The following is a 16,424-nucleotide window of genomic DNA, read 5'->3' on the forward strand; positions in this document are numbered from 1 at the left end:
ACAATGGAAATCCTTGCGATATCTTCATCCTGCAAAACATCTCCTGCCCCGATCTCGGAAGCAAGCCTTTTTGCAATCTTAAGAGTTTTAGCGCTATCAGCTTTATTTATAGTAAAAGAAATGTCTGTCTGGCGAAGGTGGCTTACATTCTGGACGATCATATCAACACTAACCCCATTGTCAGCTAGTTCTTTAAATATTTTTGCAGCAGCCCCGGGTTTATCGGGAACATCACAGATAGTAATCTTTGCTTCAGTTTTATTTAATGTTACAGCAGAAACCAAAACATCTTCCATTCTTTTAACCTCCTTAATAATCAACGTCCCGGAATTATGGGAAAATGATGATCTAACATGTATAGGAACATCAAATTTCTTTGCAACCTCAATTGAACGCGCCTGCATTACCTGTGCGCCTAATGACGCCATTTCAAGCATTTCATCATATGTAATGGACTCTATCTTCTTTGCCTTAGGCTCAATCCTTGGGTCTGTAGTATAGATTCCATCCACATCAGTATAAATTTCACATTCATCAGCGTGCAATTCTTTAGCAAGAGCAACGGCAGTCAAATCTGAACCGCCCCGGCCAAGTGTCGTAATATCCTGTCCAAGAGTTACTCCCTGAAAACCCGCAACAATGACAACTTTACCTTTTTTTATCTCTTCTTTAATTTTATCCCCGTTTATTTTTTTAATCCTCGCGCGTGTGTGGCTTGTATCAGTAATAATCCCGACCTGAGAGCCGGTAAAAGAAATCGCCTCAACTCCCAACTTATGGATTGCCATTGCCAAAAGAGCAACAGAAATCTGCTCGCCGGTTGAAAGCAGCATATCCATCTCACGCTCACTTGGCTCTGTGTTAATTTTCGCCGCTAGTTCAATCAATTCATCGGTAGTATCTCCCAACGCAGACACAACCACTACTAAATCATGGCCCTTCTTTTTATAACTAACCACTCTTTTTGCAACATTTTGAATCCTCTCAACATTCGCAACTGATGAACCGCCAAATTTTTGGACAATCAATTTCTTATGCATTAAAAATTCTCCTTACAATCACCCTTCGCTGTGTTTAATAAAATAATCCATTACTTCAGAACCTTTGTCAAAATACAATTCTGATTTCTGTGCTTCTTTTTCGCTATAATTTAAAAAACCCTTTCCGATGATACCGGTCCCGAAAATCCCGAAAAGCACAGGCTCGGGAGTATGTGTTTTTACCACAACGGGAGTTGCATGGTCCGGCATTACCAACACGCGGAAATTTTTTTTATCCTTAAAAGCGTTTAAAACCGTTCCGACGATTAATTGATCAAAACGCTCAATAGCCGTTATCTTCTCTCTTAAATCTCCATTATGCCCTGCTTCATCAGGAGCTTCAACGTGAACAAAAACAAAATCGTCAATTTCTAATGATTTTAACGCAGCCCGCGCTTTACCTGCATAATCAGTATCATAATACCCTGTTGCGCCCGGGACTTTAATCACATTTAACCCTAAGATTTTTCCCAAACCGTTTATCAGGTCAACCGCAGAAATAACGCTCCCGGTCAGGCCGAATTTTTCTTTAAAAGAAGGCAGCAATGGCTTTCTTCCCTGCCCCCAGAGCCAAATCATATTAGCAGGATTCTCTTTTAAATCAATCCTCACTTGGTTGATTTCGTTCTTCTCCAGAATCTTGCGCGATTCTTCCATTAATCTAATCAAAACCTCGCTTCCCGGGCCCGAAGGAAGATTTTTTGAAATACTTTGCCCGGTTATATCATGCGGAGGCCTACATCTTGTCTTTTCAAGCTCCTCTTTAATGCCGTTTTTAACAACCATCAAGTGCCGATAACTGATACCGGGATAGAATTTTATCCTGTCAATCCCAAGATTTTTATCAATAAATTTAATAATAAGGCTTGCCTCTTTGGTGCTGATATGCCCTGCACTGTAATCTACAAGCTTATCATTAGTCGCGGTAATAAGATTACACCTAAATGCCACATCCTCATCTTCAAGATTTACCCCAAGGTTTGCAGCTTCCAATGGGCCGCGCCCAGTGTAATATTTTTTTGGATCATAACCCAATATGGATAAATTAGCAACATCCGAAGCCGGGTTCATTTTTTCAGGAATGGTTTTTGCTCTTCCCAATTGCCCATGCATTGCTATAAAATCCATATTGGGAGTGCGTGCTGCTTCAAGAGGCGTCCGATTGCCAAGCTCTTCAACCGGGTAATCCGCCATCCCATCTCCAACTAAAACTAGATATTTCATTTTATAATAATTAGAATTTTACTTCAGGAACATTTTTCGCTGATTCCTGAGATTTAAAATATTCCGGAATTCCCCCGATTTTGGCAAATCCCGCTATGATATTTCCCGGAAAAGTCCTAATTGTAATATTATAATCTTTTACTGATTCATTATAGCGCATTCTTTCAACGGCAATTCTATTTTCGGTTCCCGCTAATTCATCCATCAACTTCAAAAATGTTTGGTCGGCTTTCAGATTTGGATAATTTTCCACAACTAAAAGCAATTTTGACAATGCATTATCAACTTCGGATGCAGCCTTTATTTTATCCCCCATTGTTTGAGCAGCTGCCCATTGAGAACGGGCATTAGTAACTTCTTCTAAAACAGTTTTTTCATGAGAAGCATAGCCCTTAACACTATTAACTAAATTTGGTATTAAATCATTCCTTCTTTGGAGCTGGCTTTCCACCTGTGCCCATCTGGATTGAATAGTCTCGTGCTTCGCAATAATGCCATTATATACTGAAACAAATACTCCAATGACTAACGCTGCGGCTACTGCTAATGTAATAAAGAAACCTTTCATTTCAAACCTCCATTTTTAAAAACCACCACCTGCTCCACCGCCTCCGCCTCCGCCACCGCCAAAACCGCCGCCACCTCCACCACCACCAAAACCTCCTCCTGAACTCCAGGAACCTCCGGAATACGTGCCTCCGTATGACTGCGGACCCCAGTAGCTGCCTTTCTTTGAAGCTGGTAATTTATTCCAGTAAAAATACCTGAATAACATAGAACAAACATAACCAAGAATTATCAAAATACCTGCAACAGGAGAAAAAGAGAAAAATATAAACGCAAAAAACAGAGTAAAAGGCAAACCAATAAAAATTGGCCAAGGTAAATTCCAAACTGCAAAGAAAACTGGGAGAAAAATATAAAAAAAGAACGGGACAGAATCACTTTGTTTTCTTGCGCCTTTCTTCTCAACACCGGCTAAACTTATCTTAGCTTCATTTGCTATTTCAGTTGCTATAGCATTTACCCCGTAATACAAACCTTCTGAATAGTTTCCGGTTTTAAAATAAGGCACCATATAATTCCGGCCAATTTCTCCGCAAAGCCCGTCAGGCAGGAATCCTTCAACCCCATAGCCTGTTTCAATGCGCCAGCGCCTTTCTTTTATCGCTAAAAGGACCAAGACTCCATTATCTTTTCCCTTTTTTCCCGGTTTCCAACTGTCAAAGATCTGCCTTGCGTATTCCTTTTCATCCAGAGGAGCAATTGAATTAACTGTAACTACCCCGATTTCTGATGATGTCTTCTCTTCTACTTCTTGTATTAAATTCTCTAATTTTGATTTATAAGGCTCGTTAATTACATTCGCGTAGTCATTGACCCAGCCCACAGGCTTTGGAAAATCCTGCGCAAAGGCGAACGCCGGAACAAAAAGAAAAACCAACAGATAAAAGAACTTTCGCATTAAATTTTATCCACGACACTAACTAAATTATCAAGCTCTTTTACAAATTCAATAAACAAAACATCTATTTCAGAAGGCTTAACTTCAATTTTTTTGTTTTTGGCTGATAAAAGGCGCTTCCAAACTTCATCATTAATTAAAAATTCCTTAGCTAAATCATTTATGATTTCATCTTTAGAATAAACCGGGGCCTTTCCTTTTAACCGTAAAAGATTCCTTGCAATATGCAAAGTTGAAGTAAACGACCTGAATAAGAAATCTTTAAGCTCAATATTATTCTTTGCTATCTTAATATATGATTGACGCAAGTTAATTAATTTAGCCTTAAGCTCATGCTCGCACTGAAACCTTAAATTCTTTAGGTCAATGTTTAAATCTTTTAATAAATCCTCCCCGTACAGAACCGCGTAATTCTCTTTCATATCAAGGAATTCTATTGGAAAAACATCCAAAGAAGAAATAATATAGTTTTTATCAAAGAACAAAGCGTTTATCTCGGGATATTTTTTAATTATGATTGCTGACTTTTTTAAATCAAGCAGATCCGCTTTTTTTAAAACGGCTAAAACATTTAGATTTGAATGCCTGTCAACAAACTCTCCGCTTGCTGCGCTTCCATAAAGAATAACGGAAATTAAATCAATTGAATAGATATCACTTAATCCTTTTACAAATTCTCCTAACCTAACTTTTAGCTTAACCGGGAGCTTTAATTCTTCCATAATTTTTTATCTATTGAATTAATTAACTTATCAACCATTTCTGCTTTATTATGTGCAGGGCTTGAAATATTATTCTTCTCCACAATATACGCGCTATAAACGCCTTTATTTTGCGAATTGGCAACCACTAAATCCGCTTTTGTCCGACTGATAAGCATCCGCGCTTCTTTGATAAGCGCCTCTTTTTTAGCACAAGGCTCATATTTAAAACCAACTAAGAACGAAGAAGGGCTTACCTTCTTAACCCTATCAATAATTTTTGGTAGCGGCACTAAATCCAATTTCCAGTATTTTAGGCTTGAACAAACCTTCTTCTTTGAAACTTTTTGTGCCCGATAATCAGAAACCGCTGCCGCGTGAATTACAACATCATATTTGCTTTTTAATTCTTTATTAACCAAATTCAATAACTCGTCAAAATACTTAAAATTAATTACTCTTATTTTTTTATCCACACAACATTTATTTACCGGGCCAAGTAAAAGCGTTACCTTTGCCCCTAAGCCAGCAAACTTTTTAGCTAAGATTAAGCCGGTTTCACCAGTTGAGATGTTGCTTATAACTCTCGTATTATCTATCGGAACCCAGGTTGGGCCTGAGGTGATTAAAATTTTTTTAGTAACCAATTTCTTTTAAAATTGATTTAAGCTGCGGTTTTACAATCTTTGGGGAACTAACGCTTTTTATCGCCCTGTCAGGATCTTTTAAGCCATGCCCAGTCAGGATACAAACAATCTTAGTTGTTTTTGATTTCTTTGCTCCCCTGAAATAACCTTTCTTTACAAGCTTAATTAAACCTGCAACTGAAGAAGCGCTTGCCGGTTCAGCAAAAACGCCTTCTTTTAAGGCCAATAATTGATACGCTTCAAGAATCTCCTTATCGCTGACTTTATCAATCAGTCCGCCTGATTCTTCTTTAGCTTCAACTGCTTGTTTCCAGCTGGCTGGATTTCCAATGCGAATCGCTGTAGCAATCGTTTCAGGATTCTTCACCGGATGACCCAAAACAATCGGAGCAGACCCGGAAGCTTGAAATCCAAGCATCTTTGGGAGGCTTTTTGATTTTTTTGCTGCTTTATATTCTTTATATCCTTTCCAGTATGCAGTAATATTTCCGGCATTTCCAACAGGCATAATTTGAAAATCAGGCGCATCCCCCAGAAAATCACAGATTTCAAAACTACCCGTCTTCTGGCCTTCAATGCGGTATGGATTTAACGAATTAACCAGAGTTATCGGATACTTCGCCGTAATATCCCTGACTAAGTCAAGCGCATCATCAAAATTACCATCAACTGCCAAAACAACTGCTCCATGGATAAGAGCTTGGCTTAATTTTCCTAAAGCAATTGCTCCGCTTGGAATTAATACAATACATTTTATCCCGGCCCTTGCAGCATAAGCAGCAGCAGAAGCTGAAGTGTTGCCCGTTGAGGCACACATTACCGCTTTTGAGCCTTCTTCACAAGCTTTAGAAATTGCCAGAGTCATCCCCCTGTCCTTGAAAGAACCTGTGGGATTTAATCCTTCATACTTTAAATAAACCTCAAATCCCCGGCCAACAAGTTTACTAAAATATTTGGCATAGATTAAAGGCGTATTGCCTTCATTTAATGTAATTACCGGAGTTTTGCTTGAAACCGGCAAATATTCTTTATATTTCTCAATTAGCCCCTGATATCTATTTTCTCTCATAGGAATTCTTCAATCCTGATTGCTATTGGTTTCTCGTTTATAACATCAAGCCTGCTGATAGCATCCAAAGACTGGCGCAAATTCTTTTCCTTGGCATCATGCACAACCATTACAATAGGAACAACCTGCGACCTGCTTCTTTCTTTTTGAGAAACAGAAGCAATGCTAATTCCATATTTTGCCAAAATCCCCGAAATCTTTGCCAACACTCCCGGTTTATCCACTGCCTGAAAACGGATATAATACCGGCTGACAAAATCGTCAATCTTACTTAAGCCCGAAATTGATTTATCTGCAATTATGTTTAAAGTTGGCTTAAATAGCCCGGCTTTAATATCCTGGGTCAAATCAACGATATCAGAGACAACAGCTGACGCAGCGGATAACTGCCCTGCTCCGGGCCCGTAAAAAAGCAAATCTCCTGCTAAATCGCTTGAAACATGGATTGCATTAAATACTCCGCTAACTGAAGCCAATAAATGAGACTCAGGAATTAATGTCGGATGAACCCTTACTTCCAAATTATCGTTTTCTTTTTTAGCAATTGCCAGAAGCTTTATTTCAAAACCTAATTCTTTGGCATAATTAATATCCGCTAAAGAGACTCTTTCAATCCCTTCAACAAAAACATCATCAAGCGGAATAAATTTACCAAAACATAGATAGGTCAATAAAACCAGCTTATGAGCGGAATCCATGCCTTCAATATCCAAAGAAGGATTTTGCTCGGCATAACCAAGCTTCTTGGCTTGGGCAAGCGCGTCCCCAAATGAACAGTTTTTCTCCGACATCTGCGACAGCACAAAGTTTGAGGTTCCATTTAAAATCCCAAAAATGCTTGCAAATTTGTTTGCAACCAAGCCTTCCCGCAAAGATTTAACGATAGGAATACCCGCTCCAACAGAAGCCTCAAAATAAATATTCTTTCCGCGGTCTTTTGCCTCAGCCAATAAACCATGCCCATCTTTTGCAAGCAAAGCTTTGTTTGCGGTAACAACATGCTTTCCTTTTTTCAAAGCCTCAAGGATAAATTCTTTCGCAGGATGCTCTCCTCCAATTAATTCCACCAGTATGTCAATTTGAGGGTCATCAATAATATCTTTTGCGTCTTTAGTTAATAACTGCTTATCGATATTTACATTTCTTTTACTAGAGAGGTCTTTATCGCAGATTTTCTTAATATTAATCTCTAAACCAATCTTCTCCGATAAAAAAGATTTTCTTTCCCTTAAGATCTTAACAACCCCTGAGCCGACATTTCCAAACCCGATCAGCCCTATATTAATACTGCGCATAATTTATCCTTTCTTTAAATAATAATCCACTGTCTCATTTAAAGCTTTTCTGTGCCTTTCATCAACTGCCAAAAATGTCAATCTTGTATCATAAATTAAATTTTTTGTAATTTCTTTTGATTCTATAACTTTCCCGATAAGCATTATCGGATTTGGGTCAAACGGCAACCTGATTTCTAAAGCAAGGTTAGTCCCAGGGTCAAGCTGCCTATTAGTAGTAAGAAGCATACCGCCAAGGCTGACATTCTTTGTCTGAGTTAAATCAGTGTTATCCATTTCCTCAAGAATTCTATAAGAAACTATAAACCGACCTGAAACACGCGGATTTCTACGCCTCTCTGGTCCACCATAAGCCATTTTGACCTCCTCAAAGTTTACGCAACTTATTTATAACTATAACGCATTATGTCATTCCCGCGAAAGCGGGAATCTACGCTTTTGTTTCTCCTTGCTCGCTTTGCTCGCAAGGATTTAATTCGCACAGCAACTTATGTTCACTTCGTTCCATAAGTTGCGTGCTCATTAAAATCGGGGCGACAGGACTTGCCCCGCTAAATCTCTACAAATACATGAAGCGGGACTGCGTCAACAGTCTGATACCCGTTAAAACATCGGGGCGACAGGACTTGAACCTGTGACCTCTTGAACCCCATTCAAGTGCTCTAGCCAAACTGAGCCACGCCCCGTAAATCTACTCTTCCTTCTTTTCTCTTGTCATTAAATCTTTTAATGCCTTAAGAGCAGATTTATTTTTATAAAGAACATAATAAATTTCCCTGGTTATAGGCATATCTACCTTATACTTTAAACTTAAAGCATAAGCTGATTTCGCAGTTGGAACACCTTCAGCAACCATCTGCATATGAGATTGTATCTGCTTAATGGTTTTGCCTTTGCCTACTTCCTCTCCTACAAATCTATTCCTGCTATACGAACTAACACAAGTAGTAACTAAATCACCTAATCCGGTTATCCCGCTAAAGGTAGCAATCTTAGCGCCCATTGCTGCCCCAAGGCGGGCAATTTCCGATAATCCTCTGGCAAGAAGCGCAGCTTTAGCGTTTGAGCCGAATCCCAACCCATCAGATATCCCGCAGGCAATTGCTATAACATTTTTAAGGCTTCCGCCTAATTCAACGCCTGTAACATCATCGCTTGTATAAATCCTAAAGCGGGGCGTCATAAATACTCCTTGCAGGAATTTTCTTGTCTTCTCGCAAGAAGAAGCGATAACTGAAACAGCGGGCAAACCCTTAGCAATTTCATGGGCGATAGTTGGCCCGGAAAGAACCGCTAATTTAACATTCCCAAGCTCTTCATGAATAACCTGAGACATTGTTTTGAGTGTCTCAATTTCAATTCCCTTGCTTACGCTTAAGAATACTGTATCGCGATCAAACCCAGCATTGCTAATTTTTCTTACAACTTCCCTCATATGCTGGGACGGCGATGCTAATACAATTAATTTTCGCCCTTTCAAAGCTTCACTTAAATCATTAGTAATCTTGATGCCTTTAGGAATCTTAATCCCCGGGAGAAATTTCTTATTCTCCCTATGTCTATTCATATACGAAACATTATCAGCAAAGACTCCCCACAAACAAACATTATTATTCTTCTTGCTCAACAAAATAGCAAGAGTTGTCCCCCAGCCACCATCTCCTATAACACAAACATTAAAGCTCGGCATATTAACTTTCAGCATTCTCCGGCATAAAATGGACTTTTGGATAGATATTTGTCAGGTTTTTTTCTTCCCTAGTCAAAAATTTAATACCCACTTCAAAAGTTTCACTACTAAGAGGCTTAGTTCTTACAACCTTTCCTACAATACCGTTTTGATAAATAAAAACATTCTTTTCTAATTCTTCACAAATAACCAAAGTTGCCCTGTCAAAACTTAACCAGAGAATTTCCCCCTCCGAAACATTCTCTTTTATTTTACAAAGAAGCCCGTTTTGGCTTACGTTTATAGTATATCCACTAAATAATTTTGATACCGTTTCTTGCTTACATACTTTATAATTAACAGGAGATGTATGCTCCAACCTTAAAAACTGCCTTCGTTCAGGCCCATGATAAGCTTCTTTCATATATAATAACCCTTAGTTCCTTTCCGATTATTTAGTTAAAGCTATTTTTTGAAGCGCCAAGGGCGCTTGTTTATTCGTCCTTAGTTTTGCCAAATCCCACGCATAATCATAAAGATGCAAACCCTTGCTTACTGCCACAATCTCTCCATCCTCAACTCCAATTTCTTCCGCCATATATTGTTTTACTAATTGCAGCCCGCCAAGATTAGAAGGAAAACCTCCCCAGAGGTCCCATGAACGGAAATATAGGATAAAATGGAGCTTCCCGTAGCGAACCCTCGTATCAATTATCCTAAGGCAAGGAGGGTCGTTTAATTTTATATCAGAGGGCATGCCAATCTCCATCGTCGCTTGGTTTGTGCCAAACCCCTGAGACTTATAAATCTTAATCACCTCTTCAACCTGATTGACATTAAGTGGCATTTCTTTAGTTAATTCCTTGCCATCAAGGTCCTGTTTAAATTTAACCTTCGGGTCAACAAGCCTTTCTCCGTATGTGTAATCTTCTGTCTCCGTTTTTGCTCCGGTAAGAAGATAGCTTAGATAACCTTGGATATAATCCATATCGGTAGGAGCGGGGATACTCATCCCTTCCGGGATTATAGGAATAATCTGATGGGAAGGTTTTTTAACTCTAATAGTTACAAAATCAAACTCAAGGCGCTTCTGGCCTTCATAACTTCCACGGGTAATTGTATATACATGCCCATTATCCAATATCTCAGATAAACACTGGAACCATGCATCATCCAAATCAAAAGCATCAATATATACCGGTTTTAAAGATTGCTCATTCATAGTTTCCTTATTTTTTTTCTTTCGCAGTTTTAACAAATAACCTGAAATTGCTCATAATCTGTGAAATGGGCATATTTTTTCCGATGTATCCAGAACAGCCAAACTCCCAAGACTTGGCAATCAAATCTTCATCGTAGCCAAATCCGGTAATCATGATTACTATTAATTCTGGCTTTATTTCTTTGAGCTTCTTTAAAACATCCAACCCGCTCATATCAAGAAGCTTGATATCAAGAAGGACAATGTCAAAAAGCTCTGTATTGATTATATCAATTGCGTCTTTCCCGCTAGAAACAGACTTAACAGTGCAATCTTCTTTTTTAAGCAAATCGGTGAACAATTCCCTCACAGGAGCTTCGTCATCAACCACTAATACATGATAAGGCATATAAACCCCCTTTTTTCCTTAAACAAACGGTAATTTAATGATAAAAGTTGTCCCTTTTCCCGGCTGGCTTTCTACATCAATTGAGCCATTATGATTCTTTACAATATTATAGCATATGGAAAGCCCAAGCCCAGTTCCTTCTTTTTTTGTGGAAAAAAACGGCATGAATAGATTTTTCAAGTTATCCTGAGAAATTCCGCTGCCGGTATCACTTATATTAATCTGAGCAAAGAGATTTTGGAAATTAGATGTGGTTATGCTCAAAGTCCCGCTTTCCGACATTGACTGCATAGCGTTAATGAATAAATTGACAAAAACCTCCTGCAGCTGATTAAGATCCCCCCTGACAGGCGGAAGGTCTTTCCCGAAATGTTTTTCAATAGAAATCTTTCCACGCTGTATCTTATGATAAGAAACTAACGGTAAGACGCTTTCAATAATTTCATTTACATCCAGAGTCTCAAGTTTAGGGGGTGTTTTGCGCGCAAACCTCAAAAGGCGTTCAACTAACTTTCTAATCCTTTCGGCCTGCTCGCTGATAGAATTAAGTTCTTTTTTTAAAGACTGTGAAATCCTTTTACGTGACAATAAAAGATCAACCTTACCGGAAATTACAAATAAAGGGTTATTTATCTCATGCCCCATACCAGCGGCAAGCTGGCCGATTGCAGCAAGTTTTTCAGACTGAAAAATCTGGTATTCTAACTTTTTCTTTTCTGTAATATCCTTAGCGATAAAAATATACCCCATCTGATTCCCATCGCTATCCAAGAATTGGCTGACAGTCAAGATAACAGGAAAAAGCTGGCCGTCTTTCTTTATCAAATCAATTTCTGTCTCATACTGCCCGCTTTTCCTAACCTGCTCCAAAATCAAAGGCAGCTTACCCGTGATGTCATCCGCGGCATGCAAGAGGCTAACATGTTTAAAGACGATTTTATTCTTATCCCAGCCAAACATAAGTTCTGAACCCATGCCAAAATAAGTAATATTACCGTCTAAATTAACTACATACAAAGCATATTCTTTTATGCTTGAAAGAATATTCTTAAGCGTATCGTCTATCTTTTTAAAGGCTGCTTCTCTTCTTATTAATTCAGTCCGGTCATAACCGATAAGAAGCACGCCTTCTAATTCATTCCTGTCTCCAAGTATTGGGCTAATGCTCCATAGAAAATGTTTCTCTTTCTTATCTCTTCCGGTAATGACATCTTCAAAGTCATTAGACCTCTTATATTTGATAGAATCATCCATCATGGCTAAAAACATTTGTTGTTTTATAAGATTGCCGTCATCGCCATATAATGCCTTTAGCCAATAAATCCCAAGGATATCTTTTCTTTTCTTACCGATAAATTCTTCGATATTCTTATTGCAAAGAACAATATTACCTAGTGAATTTAAATAAAGCAGATAAACATTCGCGTTGTCAATTATTTTATGGATTATCTTGTCTGTGTCTTGATTGTAAGGAGTCATTTATTAATTTAAGAGCGGGAGAAGGGAATCGAACCCTCATATATAGCTTGGAAGGCTATTGTTCTGCCATTGAACTACTCCCGCATGGTGGACAGGAGAGGATTCGGACCTCTGAAGCACAAGTGCAGCAGATTTACAGTCTGCCCCCTTTGGCCACTTGGGTACCTGTCCATGATTTCATTTAACTTTAAGCCGGCGAGAGGAATCGAACCCCCGACCCGCTGTTTACAAAACAGCTGCTCTACCAACTGAGCTACGCCGGCGTTAATTACACCTCTTGATTGCCTCTGGGATTTTAGCAATAATGTCCGATGCAATCAAGGAAATTTGTGTTTTTTTCAAAGCAGCAAGGTCGCCTGCAACGCCATGCAAATAAACTCCGTATTTAGCAGCCTCAAAACCAGTTAAACCTTGTCCCAAAAAAGCCCCGATTATCCCACTTAAAACATCTCCACTGCCTGCAGTAGCCATTCCCGGGTTACCGGTTGTGTTTAAAAAAGTTTTTCCTTTTGAATCCGCTACTATCGTCTTGTGGCCCTTGAGGACAACTATGCAATTATAATCTTTTGCTAATTCCTTAGCAAGCTTTTTTCTATTTTTCTGCACGTCGGAAACTTCAATTCCCAAAAGCCTTGCCATTTCCCCGGGATGAGGAGTAAGTATTTTTGTCCCCTGGAAAACATCAAGATTTCCGACAAGGGCGTTTAAGCCGTCTGCATCAATAACCGTAGGCTTTTTTATCGTATAAACAATCTTGCGTGCGAGCTGCAAAGTTTGGTTATCTTGAGAAAGGCCCGGCCCAAGCACTAAAACATCGGCCTTAACCATAAAATCTTTTATCAAACTAAAAGCTTTTATCCCCAGGCTTACCTGTTTTGTTTCAGGTAAAGGCAAGGTCATTACTTCTTTAGGCTTAATTTTAATTATCGGATTATTTAAGCTTTTAGGAATCCCTAATGTAACTAACCCTGCTCCGCTGCGTATCGCTGCTTCGGAACATAATACTGCCGCCCCGGAATACCGCGAGCTTCCCGCCAAGATAAAAATATGGCCAAAATTGCTTTTGTTGGAATCAGGCTTTCTTCGTAACAACTGCGTTGGCAACCGCATAATTTTTTACGTGTGAAATAGACAAAAGAACTAAAAGTTTATCAGCCCTGCCGTTTAGGATTTTACAAACAGGCTTGCCTTGTTTATCATTAATAATTTCTACGTCTTTCCAGTTTAAGTTCGGGTCCCCCACTGCTTTAAACACAGCCTCTTTTGCGGCGAACCTTCCGGCAAGATGCTGATAAAACGAACCGCGAGTCTTAGCATTTTCTAACTCATTCTTAGTGAAAACGCGTTCCAGGAATGACTTTCCCCATTTCTCAACCACTTTTCTCAAACGCTGGACTTCGGTTATATCTACACCTGTTCCTAAAATCATATTTAATTAAACGCGAACTTCATCTCTTTTACCGCCCGGTCCAAGCCAACAAAAACCGCACGGCAAATTATTGAATATCCGATATTCAATTCTTCAATTTGTTTGATTTTCGCTATTTCTTTTACATTGTTATAATCCAAGCCATGCCCGGCAAAAACATTCAGCCCGCATTTACTTGCAAATATTGACGCCTTTTTAATCTCTTTGTAATATTTAACCTGCTCTTTTTTATTTTTAGCATCAGCATACTTTCCGGTATGCAATTCTATCATCTTGACTCCGGATTTCTTTGCAGCATCAATCTGCCTTAACTCAGGGTCAATAAACAAACTAACATCTATTCCGCAAGACTGTAATTTTTTAACTGCTGATTTTACTTTCTCAAAGTTAGATACAACATCCAACCCGCCCTCAGTAGTCAACTCCTGCCTCTTCTCCGGGACAAGAGTTGCCTGGTCAGGGCTAACTCTACAAGCAATTTCTACAATTTCCTTTGCAATAGACATTTCTAAATTCAATCTTGATCTGACTGTCTTTCTTAGGACAAAAACATCATTATCATTTATATGCCTGCGGTCTTCTCTTAAATGAACCACAATACTATCAGCCCCTGCTGCTTCACAGATTCTTGCGGCAATAACAGGATCCGGCACATCACCTTTTCTTGCCTCCCTTAATGTTGCAACGTGGTCTATATTTACTCCTAATAACGGCATAATATTTATATTAATAGTTAAACCTGCCGATTTCATCCCTCACAAAAATCCAAAGAATGACTGCCAGAATCAATGCAACAATCTTTAGCCAAGGGTGATAAACAAACCAATGTTTAATCCGATATACAATCGTAACTTTTTCTTTAGGCATCTTTATCCACAAGTTTCATTGTTTCTTTTATTTTCGTTAGCAATTCTTCTCTACCTAAATCTTTGTAAAGCCTGCCCTTGTAAACAAAAGAAAAATCCTGTCTCTCCTCAGAAACAACAATAATAAGAGCGTCAGTCTCTTCGCTTAGGCCTAAAGCCGCCCTATGCCTTGTGCCATATATACGGCTCAAATCTTGATTCTGCGTAAGCGGGAAAAGGCACCCTGCTGCCGCAATCCTTCCATGCTGAATAATCAATCCTCCATCGTGCAACGGGTTATTCGGAGTAAAAATTGCCTCTATCAATTCAGCACTCACATGGCCATCAATAACAGCGCCACTTTCCACATAAATGGAAAGCGGGTCCTTTTTCTCAATAGCAATTAATGCCCCAAACTTATTATCCGCAAGCCTAATAACACAACTGGCAATTTCTTTTAAAACAACGTCTAACTCTTCTCCTCTAATTGAAGCGCCGAAAAAATGCCTTTGTCCTAAACGGGCTAACCCATGCCTAATCTCTGGATGGAAAATTATTAAAATCGCAATGACTGAAATACCAAATAATTTAGTTAATAACCAATCGAGAGTCTGCAGGCCGAATTTTTCAAATATAAAAAATGCCAATAAAAGAACAATTATCCCACGCAAGACCTGAACCGCGCGGGTTCCTTCAAAAAAAAGCATAATATGGTAAATCACCAACCAGAGTATCGCAATCTCAACTACCGGCTTCCAGTATAAAATAAACATGTCTACTATCATATTTTATCTTAGCTTCGCAGCTCCATTTACAGCATCTGATATTCTTAACGCTTGTTTTACTTCTTTAACATCATGGACCCTGACAAGGCTTGCTCCATTAGCTGCAGCAAGGACACAACTAGACACGGTCCCAAAAACTCTTTCCTTTGGAGGCGCATCCAACATCTTACCGATAAAAGATTTTCGGGAAGTCCCAACAAGAATCGGGAATCCCAACACTTTAAACTCTCTAAGATTCTTCAACAATTCCAAATTATGCCCTATAGTTTTACCAAACCCAATTCCCGGATCAATAATAATTTTATCTTTTTCAATACCATCTCTGATTGACTCAACTACAGATTGCTCCAAGTATTGAATTATATCGGTAATCAAACAGTCATAATTCGGGTTGCGTTGCATATTAGCGGGCCTACCCTTCATATGCATAATCACAACACCTGCTTTATATTTTGCTGCCAATTTTCGCATACGGGAATCGCGCATCCCGGAGATATCATTAACCATGCTTGCACCACTTTCTAAAGCAGCTCTGGCGACTTCCGGCTTAGAAGTATCTATTGATACCGGAATATTGACTTTCTTAACTAATTCTTTTACAACAGGGATCGTCCTTGAAATTTCCTCCTTAGCGGAAACAGGCTTTGCTTTTGGCCGGCTTGACTCTCCTCCGACATCAAGCACATCAGCTCCGTCATCTGCTAATTTTTGTGCATAGCGCACTATAGAATCTTTAGAAAGATTAAGGAGCCCATCACCGCTAAAAGAATCAGGCGTAATGTTTAAAATTCCCATGATATGAGTTCTCTTACTCAAGTCAAGTTTATGCTTACCCAGATTCAGGATGAATTTTTCTTTTTGATAGTTAGCCAAAGCTTCCGCTAAATCTTCGGAAATCTTCTTTAGGCCAAAGGGTTGCAATTTAAGCTTTTGAACCAAATTATTGTATTGGGAAAAATTTCCCATAAGCAGGCATCCGGTTTCTTTTGTTTTCCCAGTCAATGCTCCCCTTGCAATAGCAGTATCTCCCCCTAAAGAAAGCATTTCTTGTTTAAGTATGTTTGCTGCGATATTTGAAACAGAATTGATTTTTACCAGGTATGGCTGTGCTTTTGGAAGCATAATTTTAATGCCATAAGGATCCACGCAAATATCTTCCATGCAAC

The 16,424-nt window shown here is 39.0% G+C and carries 20 protein-coding genes and 4 tRNA genes; all 24 read right to left on the minus strand.

What is annotated here, in order from left to right:
* A partial coding sequence (locus tag PHO70_02035) for an aspartate kinase (GenBank protein ID MDD5431754.1) occupies positions 1–1,040 on the minus strand: 1,040 nt, incomplete at its 3' end.
* Between the two features lie 18 nt (positions 1,041–1,058).
* Positions 1,059–2,264: a cofactor-independent phosphoglycerate mutase gene (locus PHO70_02040; GenBank protein ID MDD5431755.1), complete on the minus strand. Its 1,206-nt coding sequence runs from the start codon at positions 2,262–2,264 to the stop codon at positions 1,059–1,061.
* 10 nt (positions 2,265–2,274) lie between these two features.
* On the minus strand, positions 2,275–2,832 hold the full coding sequence (locus PHO70_02045; GenBank protein ID MDD5431756.1) for a LemA family protein: 558 nt from the start codon (positions 2,830–2,832) through the stop codon (positions 2,275–2,277).
* Positions 2,833–2,847: 15 nt separating this feature from the next.
* Positions 2,848–3,729, minus strand: a complete 882-nt coding sequence (locus tag PHO70_02050) for a TPM domain-containing protein (protein ID MDD5431757.1) — start codon at positions 3,727–3,729, stop codon at positions 2,848–2,850.
* On the minus strand, positions 3,729–4,451 hold the full coding sequence (locus tag PHO70_02055) for a hypothetical protein (GenBank protein MDD5431758.1): 723 nt from the start codon (positions 4,449–4,451) through the stop codon (positions 3,729–3,731). Before PHO70_02055 ends, PHO70_02050 begins: the two co-directional genes overlap by 1 nt.
* Positions 4,439–5,077 (minus strand): phosphopantothenoylcysteine decarboxylase, encoded by a 639-nt coding sequence (locus tag PHO70_02060; protein MDD5431759.1) that lies wholly within the window; start codon positions 5,075–5,077, stop codon positions 4,439–4,441. The genes PHO70_02055 and PHO70_02060 overlap by 13 nt, the downstream gene beginning before the upstream one ends.
* A complete protein-coding gene (gene thrC, locus PHO70_02065; protein MDD5431760.1) occupies positions 5,067–6,146 on the minus strand; it encodes a threonine synthase in 1,080 nt (359 codons plus the stop codon). The genes PHO70_02060 and thrC overlap by 11 nt, the downstream gene beginning before the upstream one ends.
* Positions 6,143–7,441 carry a homoserine dehydrogenase gene (locus PHO70_02070; protein ID MDD5431761.1) on the minus strand — a complete coding sequence of 433 codons (1,299 nt, stop codon included), beginning with the start codon at positions 7,439–7,441 and terminating at the stop codon, positions 6,143–6,145. Before PHO70_02070 ends, thrC begins: the two co-directional genes overlap by 4 nt.
* 3 nt (positions 7,442–7,444) lie before the next feature.
* Positions 7,445–7,798 carry a PilZ domain-containing protein gene (locus PHO70_02075; protein MDD5431762.1) on the minus strand — a complete coding sequence of 118 codons (354 nt, stop codon included), beginning with the start codon at positions 7,796–7,798 and terminating at the stop codon, positions 7,445–7,447.
* Positions 7,799–8,052: 254 nt separating this feature from the next.
* Positions 8,053–8,127 (minus strand) — tRNA-Pro (locus PHO70_02080).
* Positions 8,128–8,132: 5 nt separating this feature from the next.
* On the minus strand, positions 8,133–9,146 hold the full coding sequence (locus PHO70_02085) for an NAD(P)-dependent glycerol-3-phosphate dehydrogenase (protein ID MDD5431763.1): 1,014 nt from the start codon (positions 9,144–9,146) through the stop codon (positions 8,133–8,135).
* Entirely contained in the window at positions 9,133–9,534 is a 402-nt protein-coding gene (locus PHO70_02090; GenBank protein MDD5431764.1) for a PilZ domain-containing protein, read from the minus strand. Before PHO70_02090 ends, PHO70_02085 begins: the two co-directional genes overlap by 14 nt.
* Positions 9,535–9,561: 27 nt before the next feature.
* Positions 9,562–10,332, minus strand: a complete 771-nt coding sequence (locus tag PHO70_02095) for a thymidylate synthase (GenBank protein ID MDD5431765.1) — start codon at positions 10,330–10,332, stop codon at positions 9,562–9,564.
* A 7-nt stretch (positions 10,333–10,339) separates the two neighbouring features.
* Positions 10,340–10,720: a response regulator gene (locus tag PHO70_02100; GenBank protein ID MDD5431766.1), complete on the minus strand. Its 381-nt coding sequence runs from the start codon at positions 10,718–10,720 to the stop codon at positions 10,340–10,342.
* 18 nt (positions 10,721–10,738) lie between these two features.
* On the minus strand, positions 10,739–12,199 hold the full coding sequence (locus tag PHO70_02105; GenBank protein MDD5431767.1) for a PAS domain-containing protein: 1,461 nt from the start codon (positions 12,197–12,199) through the stop codon (positions 10,739–10,741).
* A gap of 13 nt (positions 12,200–12,212) precedes the next feature.
* Positions 12,213–12,283 (minus strand) — tRNA-Gly (locus PHO70_02110).
* Position 12,284: 1 nt separating this feature from the next.
* A tRNA-Tyr gene (locus PHO70_02115) sits at positions 12,285–12,370 on the minus strand.
* A gap of 19 nt (positions 12,371–12,389) precedes the next feature.
* A tRNA-Thr gene (locus PHO70_02120) sits at positions 12,390–12,462 on the minus strand.
* 1 nt (position 12,463) lies between these two features.
* A complete protein-coding gene (locus tag PHO70_02125; protein ID MDD5431768.1) occupies positions 12,464–13,309 on the minus strand; it encodes an NAD(P)H-hydrate dehydratase in 846 nt (281 codons plus the stop codon).
* The gene (acpS, locus tag PHO70_02130) at positions 13,272–13,628 is read right to left on the minus strand and encodes a holo-ACP synthase (GenBank protein MDD5431769.1); all 357 of its coding nucleotides are present in this window, start codon (positions 13,626–13,628) and stop codon (positions 13,272–13,274) included. Before acpS ends, PHO70_02125 begins: the two co-directional genes overlap by 38 nt.
* 2 nt (positions 13,629–13,630) lie before the next feature.
* On the minus strand, positions 13,631–14,344 hold the full coding sequence (locus PHO70_02135) for a pyridoxine 5'-phosphate synthase (protein MDD5431770.1): 714 nt from the start codon (positions 14,342–14,344) through the stop codon (positions 13,631–13,633).
* 10 nt (positions 14,345–14,354) lie between these two features.
* Positions 14,355–14,495 carry a hypothetical protein gene (locus tag PHO70_02140; protein MDD5431771.1) on the minus strand — a complete coding sequence of 47 codons (141 nt, stop codon included), beginning with the start codon at positions 14,493–14,495 and terminating at the stop codon, positions 14,355–14,357.
* Positions 14,488–15,258: a diadenylate cyclase CdaA gene (gene cdaA, locus PHO70_02145; GenBank protein MDD5431772.1), complete on the minus strand. Its 771-nt coding sequence runs from the start codon at positions 15,256–15,258 to the stop codon at positions 14,488–14,490. Before cdaA ends, PHO70_02140 begins: the two co-directional genes overlap by 8 nt.
* A 3-nt stretch (positions 15,259–15,261) precedes the next feature.
* Positions 15,262–16,419 carry a dihydropteroate synthase gene (gene folP, locus PHO70_02150; GenBank protein ID MDD5431773.1) on the minus strand — a complete coding sequence of 386 codons (1,158 nt, stop codon included), beginning with the start codon at positions 16,417–16,419 and terminating at the stop codon, positions 15,262–15,264.
* Between the last annotated feature and the right edge of the window lie 5 nt (positions 16,420–16,424).

It is taken from the genome of Candidatus Omnitrophota bacterium (genome assembly GCA_028715415.1).
Classification (GTDB): Bacteria; Omnitrophota; Gorgyraeia; order Gygaellales; family Profunditerraquicolaceae; genus JAQURX01.

Coding starts and splice junctions, on each gene's coding strand:
- PHO70_02040 (MDD5431755.1), bottom strand. CDS start 2,264: ATGAAATATCTAGTTTTAGTTGGAGATGGGATGGCGGATTACCCGGTT.
- PHO70_02045 (MDD5431756.1), bottom strand. CDS start 2,832: ATGAAAGGTTTCTTTATTACATTAGCAGTAGCCGCAGCGTTAGTCATT.
- PHO70_02050 (MDD5431757.1), bottom strand. CDS start 3,729: ATGCGAAAGTTCTTTTATCTGTTGGTTTTTCTTTTTGTTCCGGCGTTC.
- PHO70_02055 (MDD5431758.1), bottom strand. CDS start 4,451: ATGGAAGAATTAAAGCTCCCGGTTAAGCTAAAAGTTAGGTTAGGAGAA.
- thrC (MDD5431760.1), bottom strand. CDS start 6,146: ATGAGAGAAAATAGATATCAGGGGCTAATTGAGAAATATAAAGAATAT.
- PHO70_02070 (MDD5431761.1), bottom strand. CDS start 7,441: ATGCGCAGTATTAATATAGGGCTGATCGGGTTTGGAAATGTCGGCTCA.
- PHO70_02075 (MDD5431762.1), bottom strand. CDS start 7,798: ATGGCTTATGGTGGACCAGAGAGGCGTAGAAATCCGCGTGTTTCAGGT.
- PHO70_02085 (MDD5431763.1), bottom strand. CDS start 9,146: ATGCTGAAAGTTAATATGCCGAGCTTTAATGTTTGTGTTATAGGAGAT.
- PHO70_02090 (MDD5431764.1), bottom strand. CDS start 9,534: ATGAAAGAAGCTTATCATGGGCCTGAACGAAGGCAGTTTTTAAGGTTG.
- PHO70_02095 (MDD5431765.1), bottom strand. CDS start 10,332: ATGAATGAGCAATCTTTAAAACCGGTATATATTGATGCTTTTGATTTG.
- PHO70_02100 (MDD5431766.1), bottom strand. CDS start 10,720: ATGCCTTATCATGTATTAGTGGTTGATGACGAAGCTCCTGTGAGGGAA.
- PHO70_02105 (MDD5431767.1), bottom strand. CDS start 12,199: ATGACTCCTTACAATCAAGACACAGACAAGATAATCCATAAAATAATT.
- PHO70_02125 (MDD5431768.1), bottom strand. CDS start 13,309: ATGCGGTTGCCAACGCAGTTGTTACGAAGAAAGCCTGATTCCAACAAA.
- acpS (MDD5431769.1), bottom strand. CDS start 13,628: ATGATTTTAGGAACAGGTGTAGATATAACCGAAGTCCAGCGTTTGAGA.
- PHO70_02135 (MDD5431770.1), bottom strand. CDS start 14,344: ATGCCGTTATTAGGAGTAAATATAGACCACGTTGCAACATTAAGGGAG.
- PHO70_02140 (MDD5431771.1), bottom strand. CDS start 14,495: ATGCCTAAAGAAAAAGTTACGATTGTATATCGGATTAAACATTGGTTT.
- cdaA (MDD5431772.1), bottom strand. CDS start 15,258: ATGATAGTAGACATGTTTATTTTATACTGGAAGCCGGTAGTTGAGATT.
- folP (MDD5431773.1), bottom strand. CDS start 16,419: ATGGAAGATATTTGCGTGGATCCTTATGGCATTAAAATTATGCTTCCA.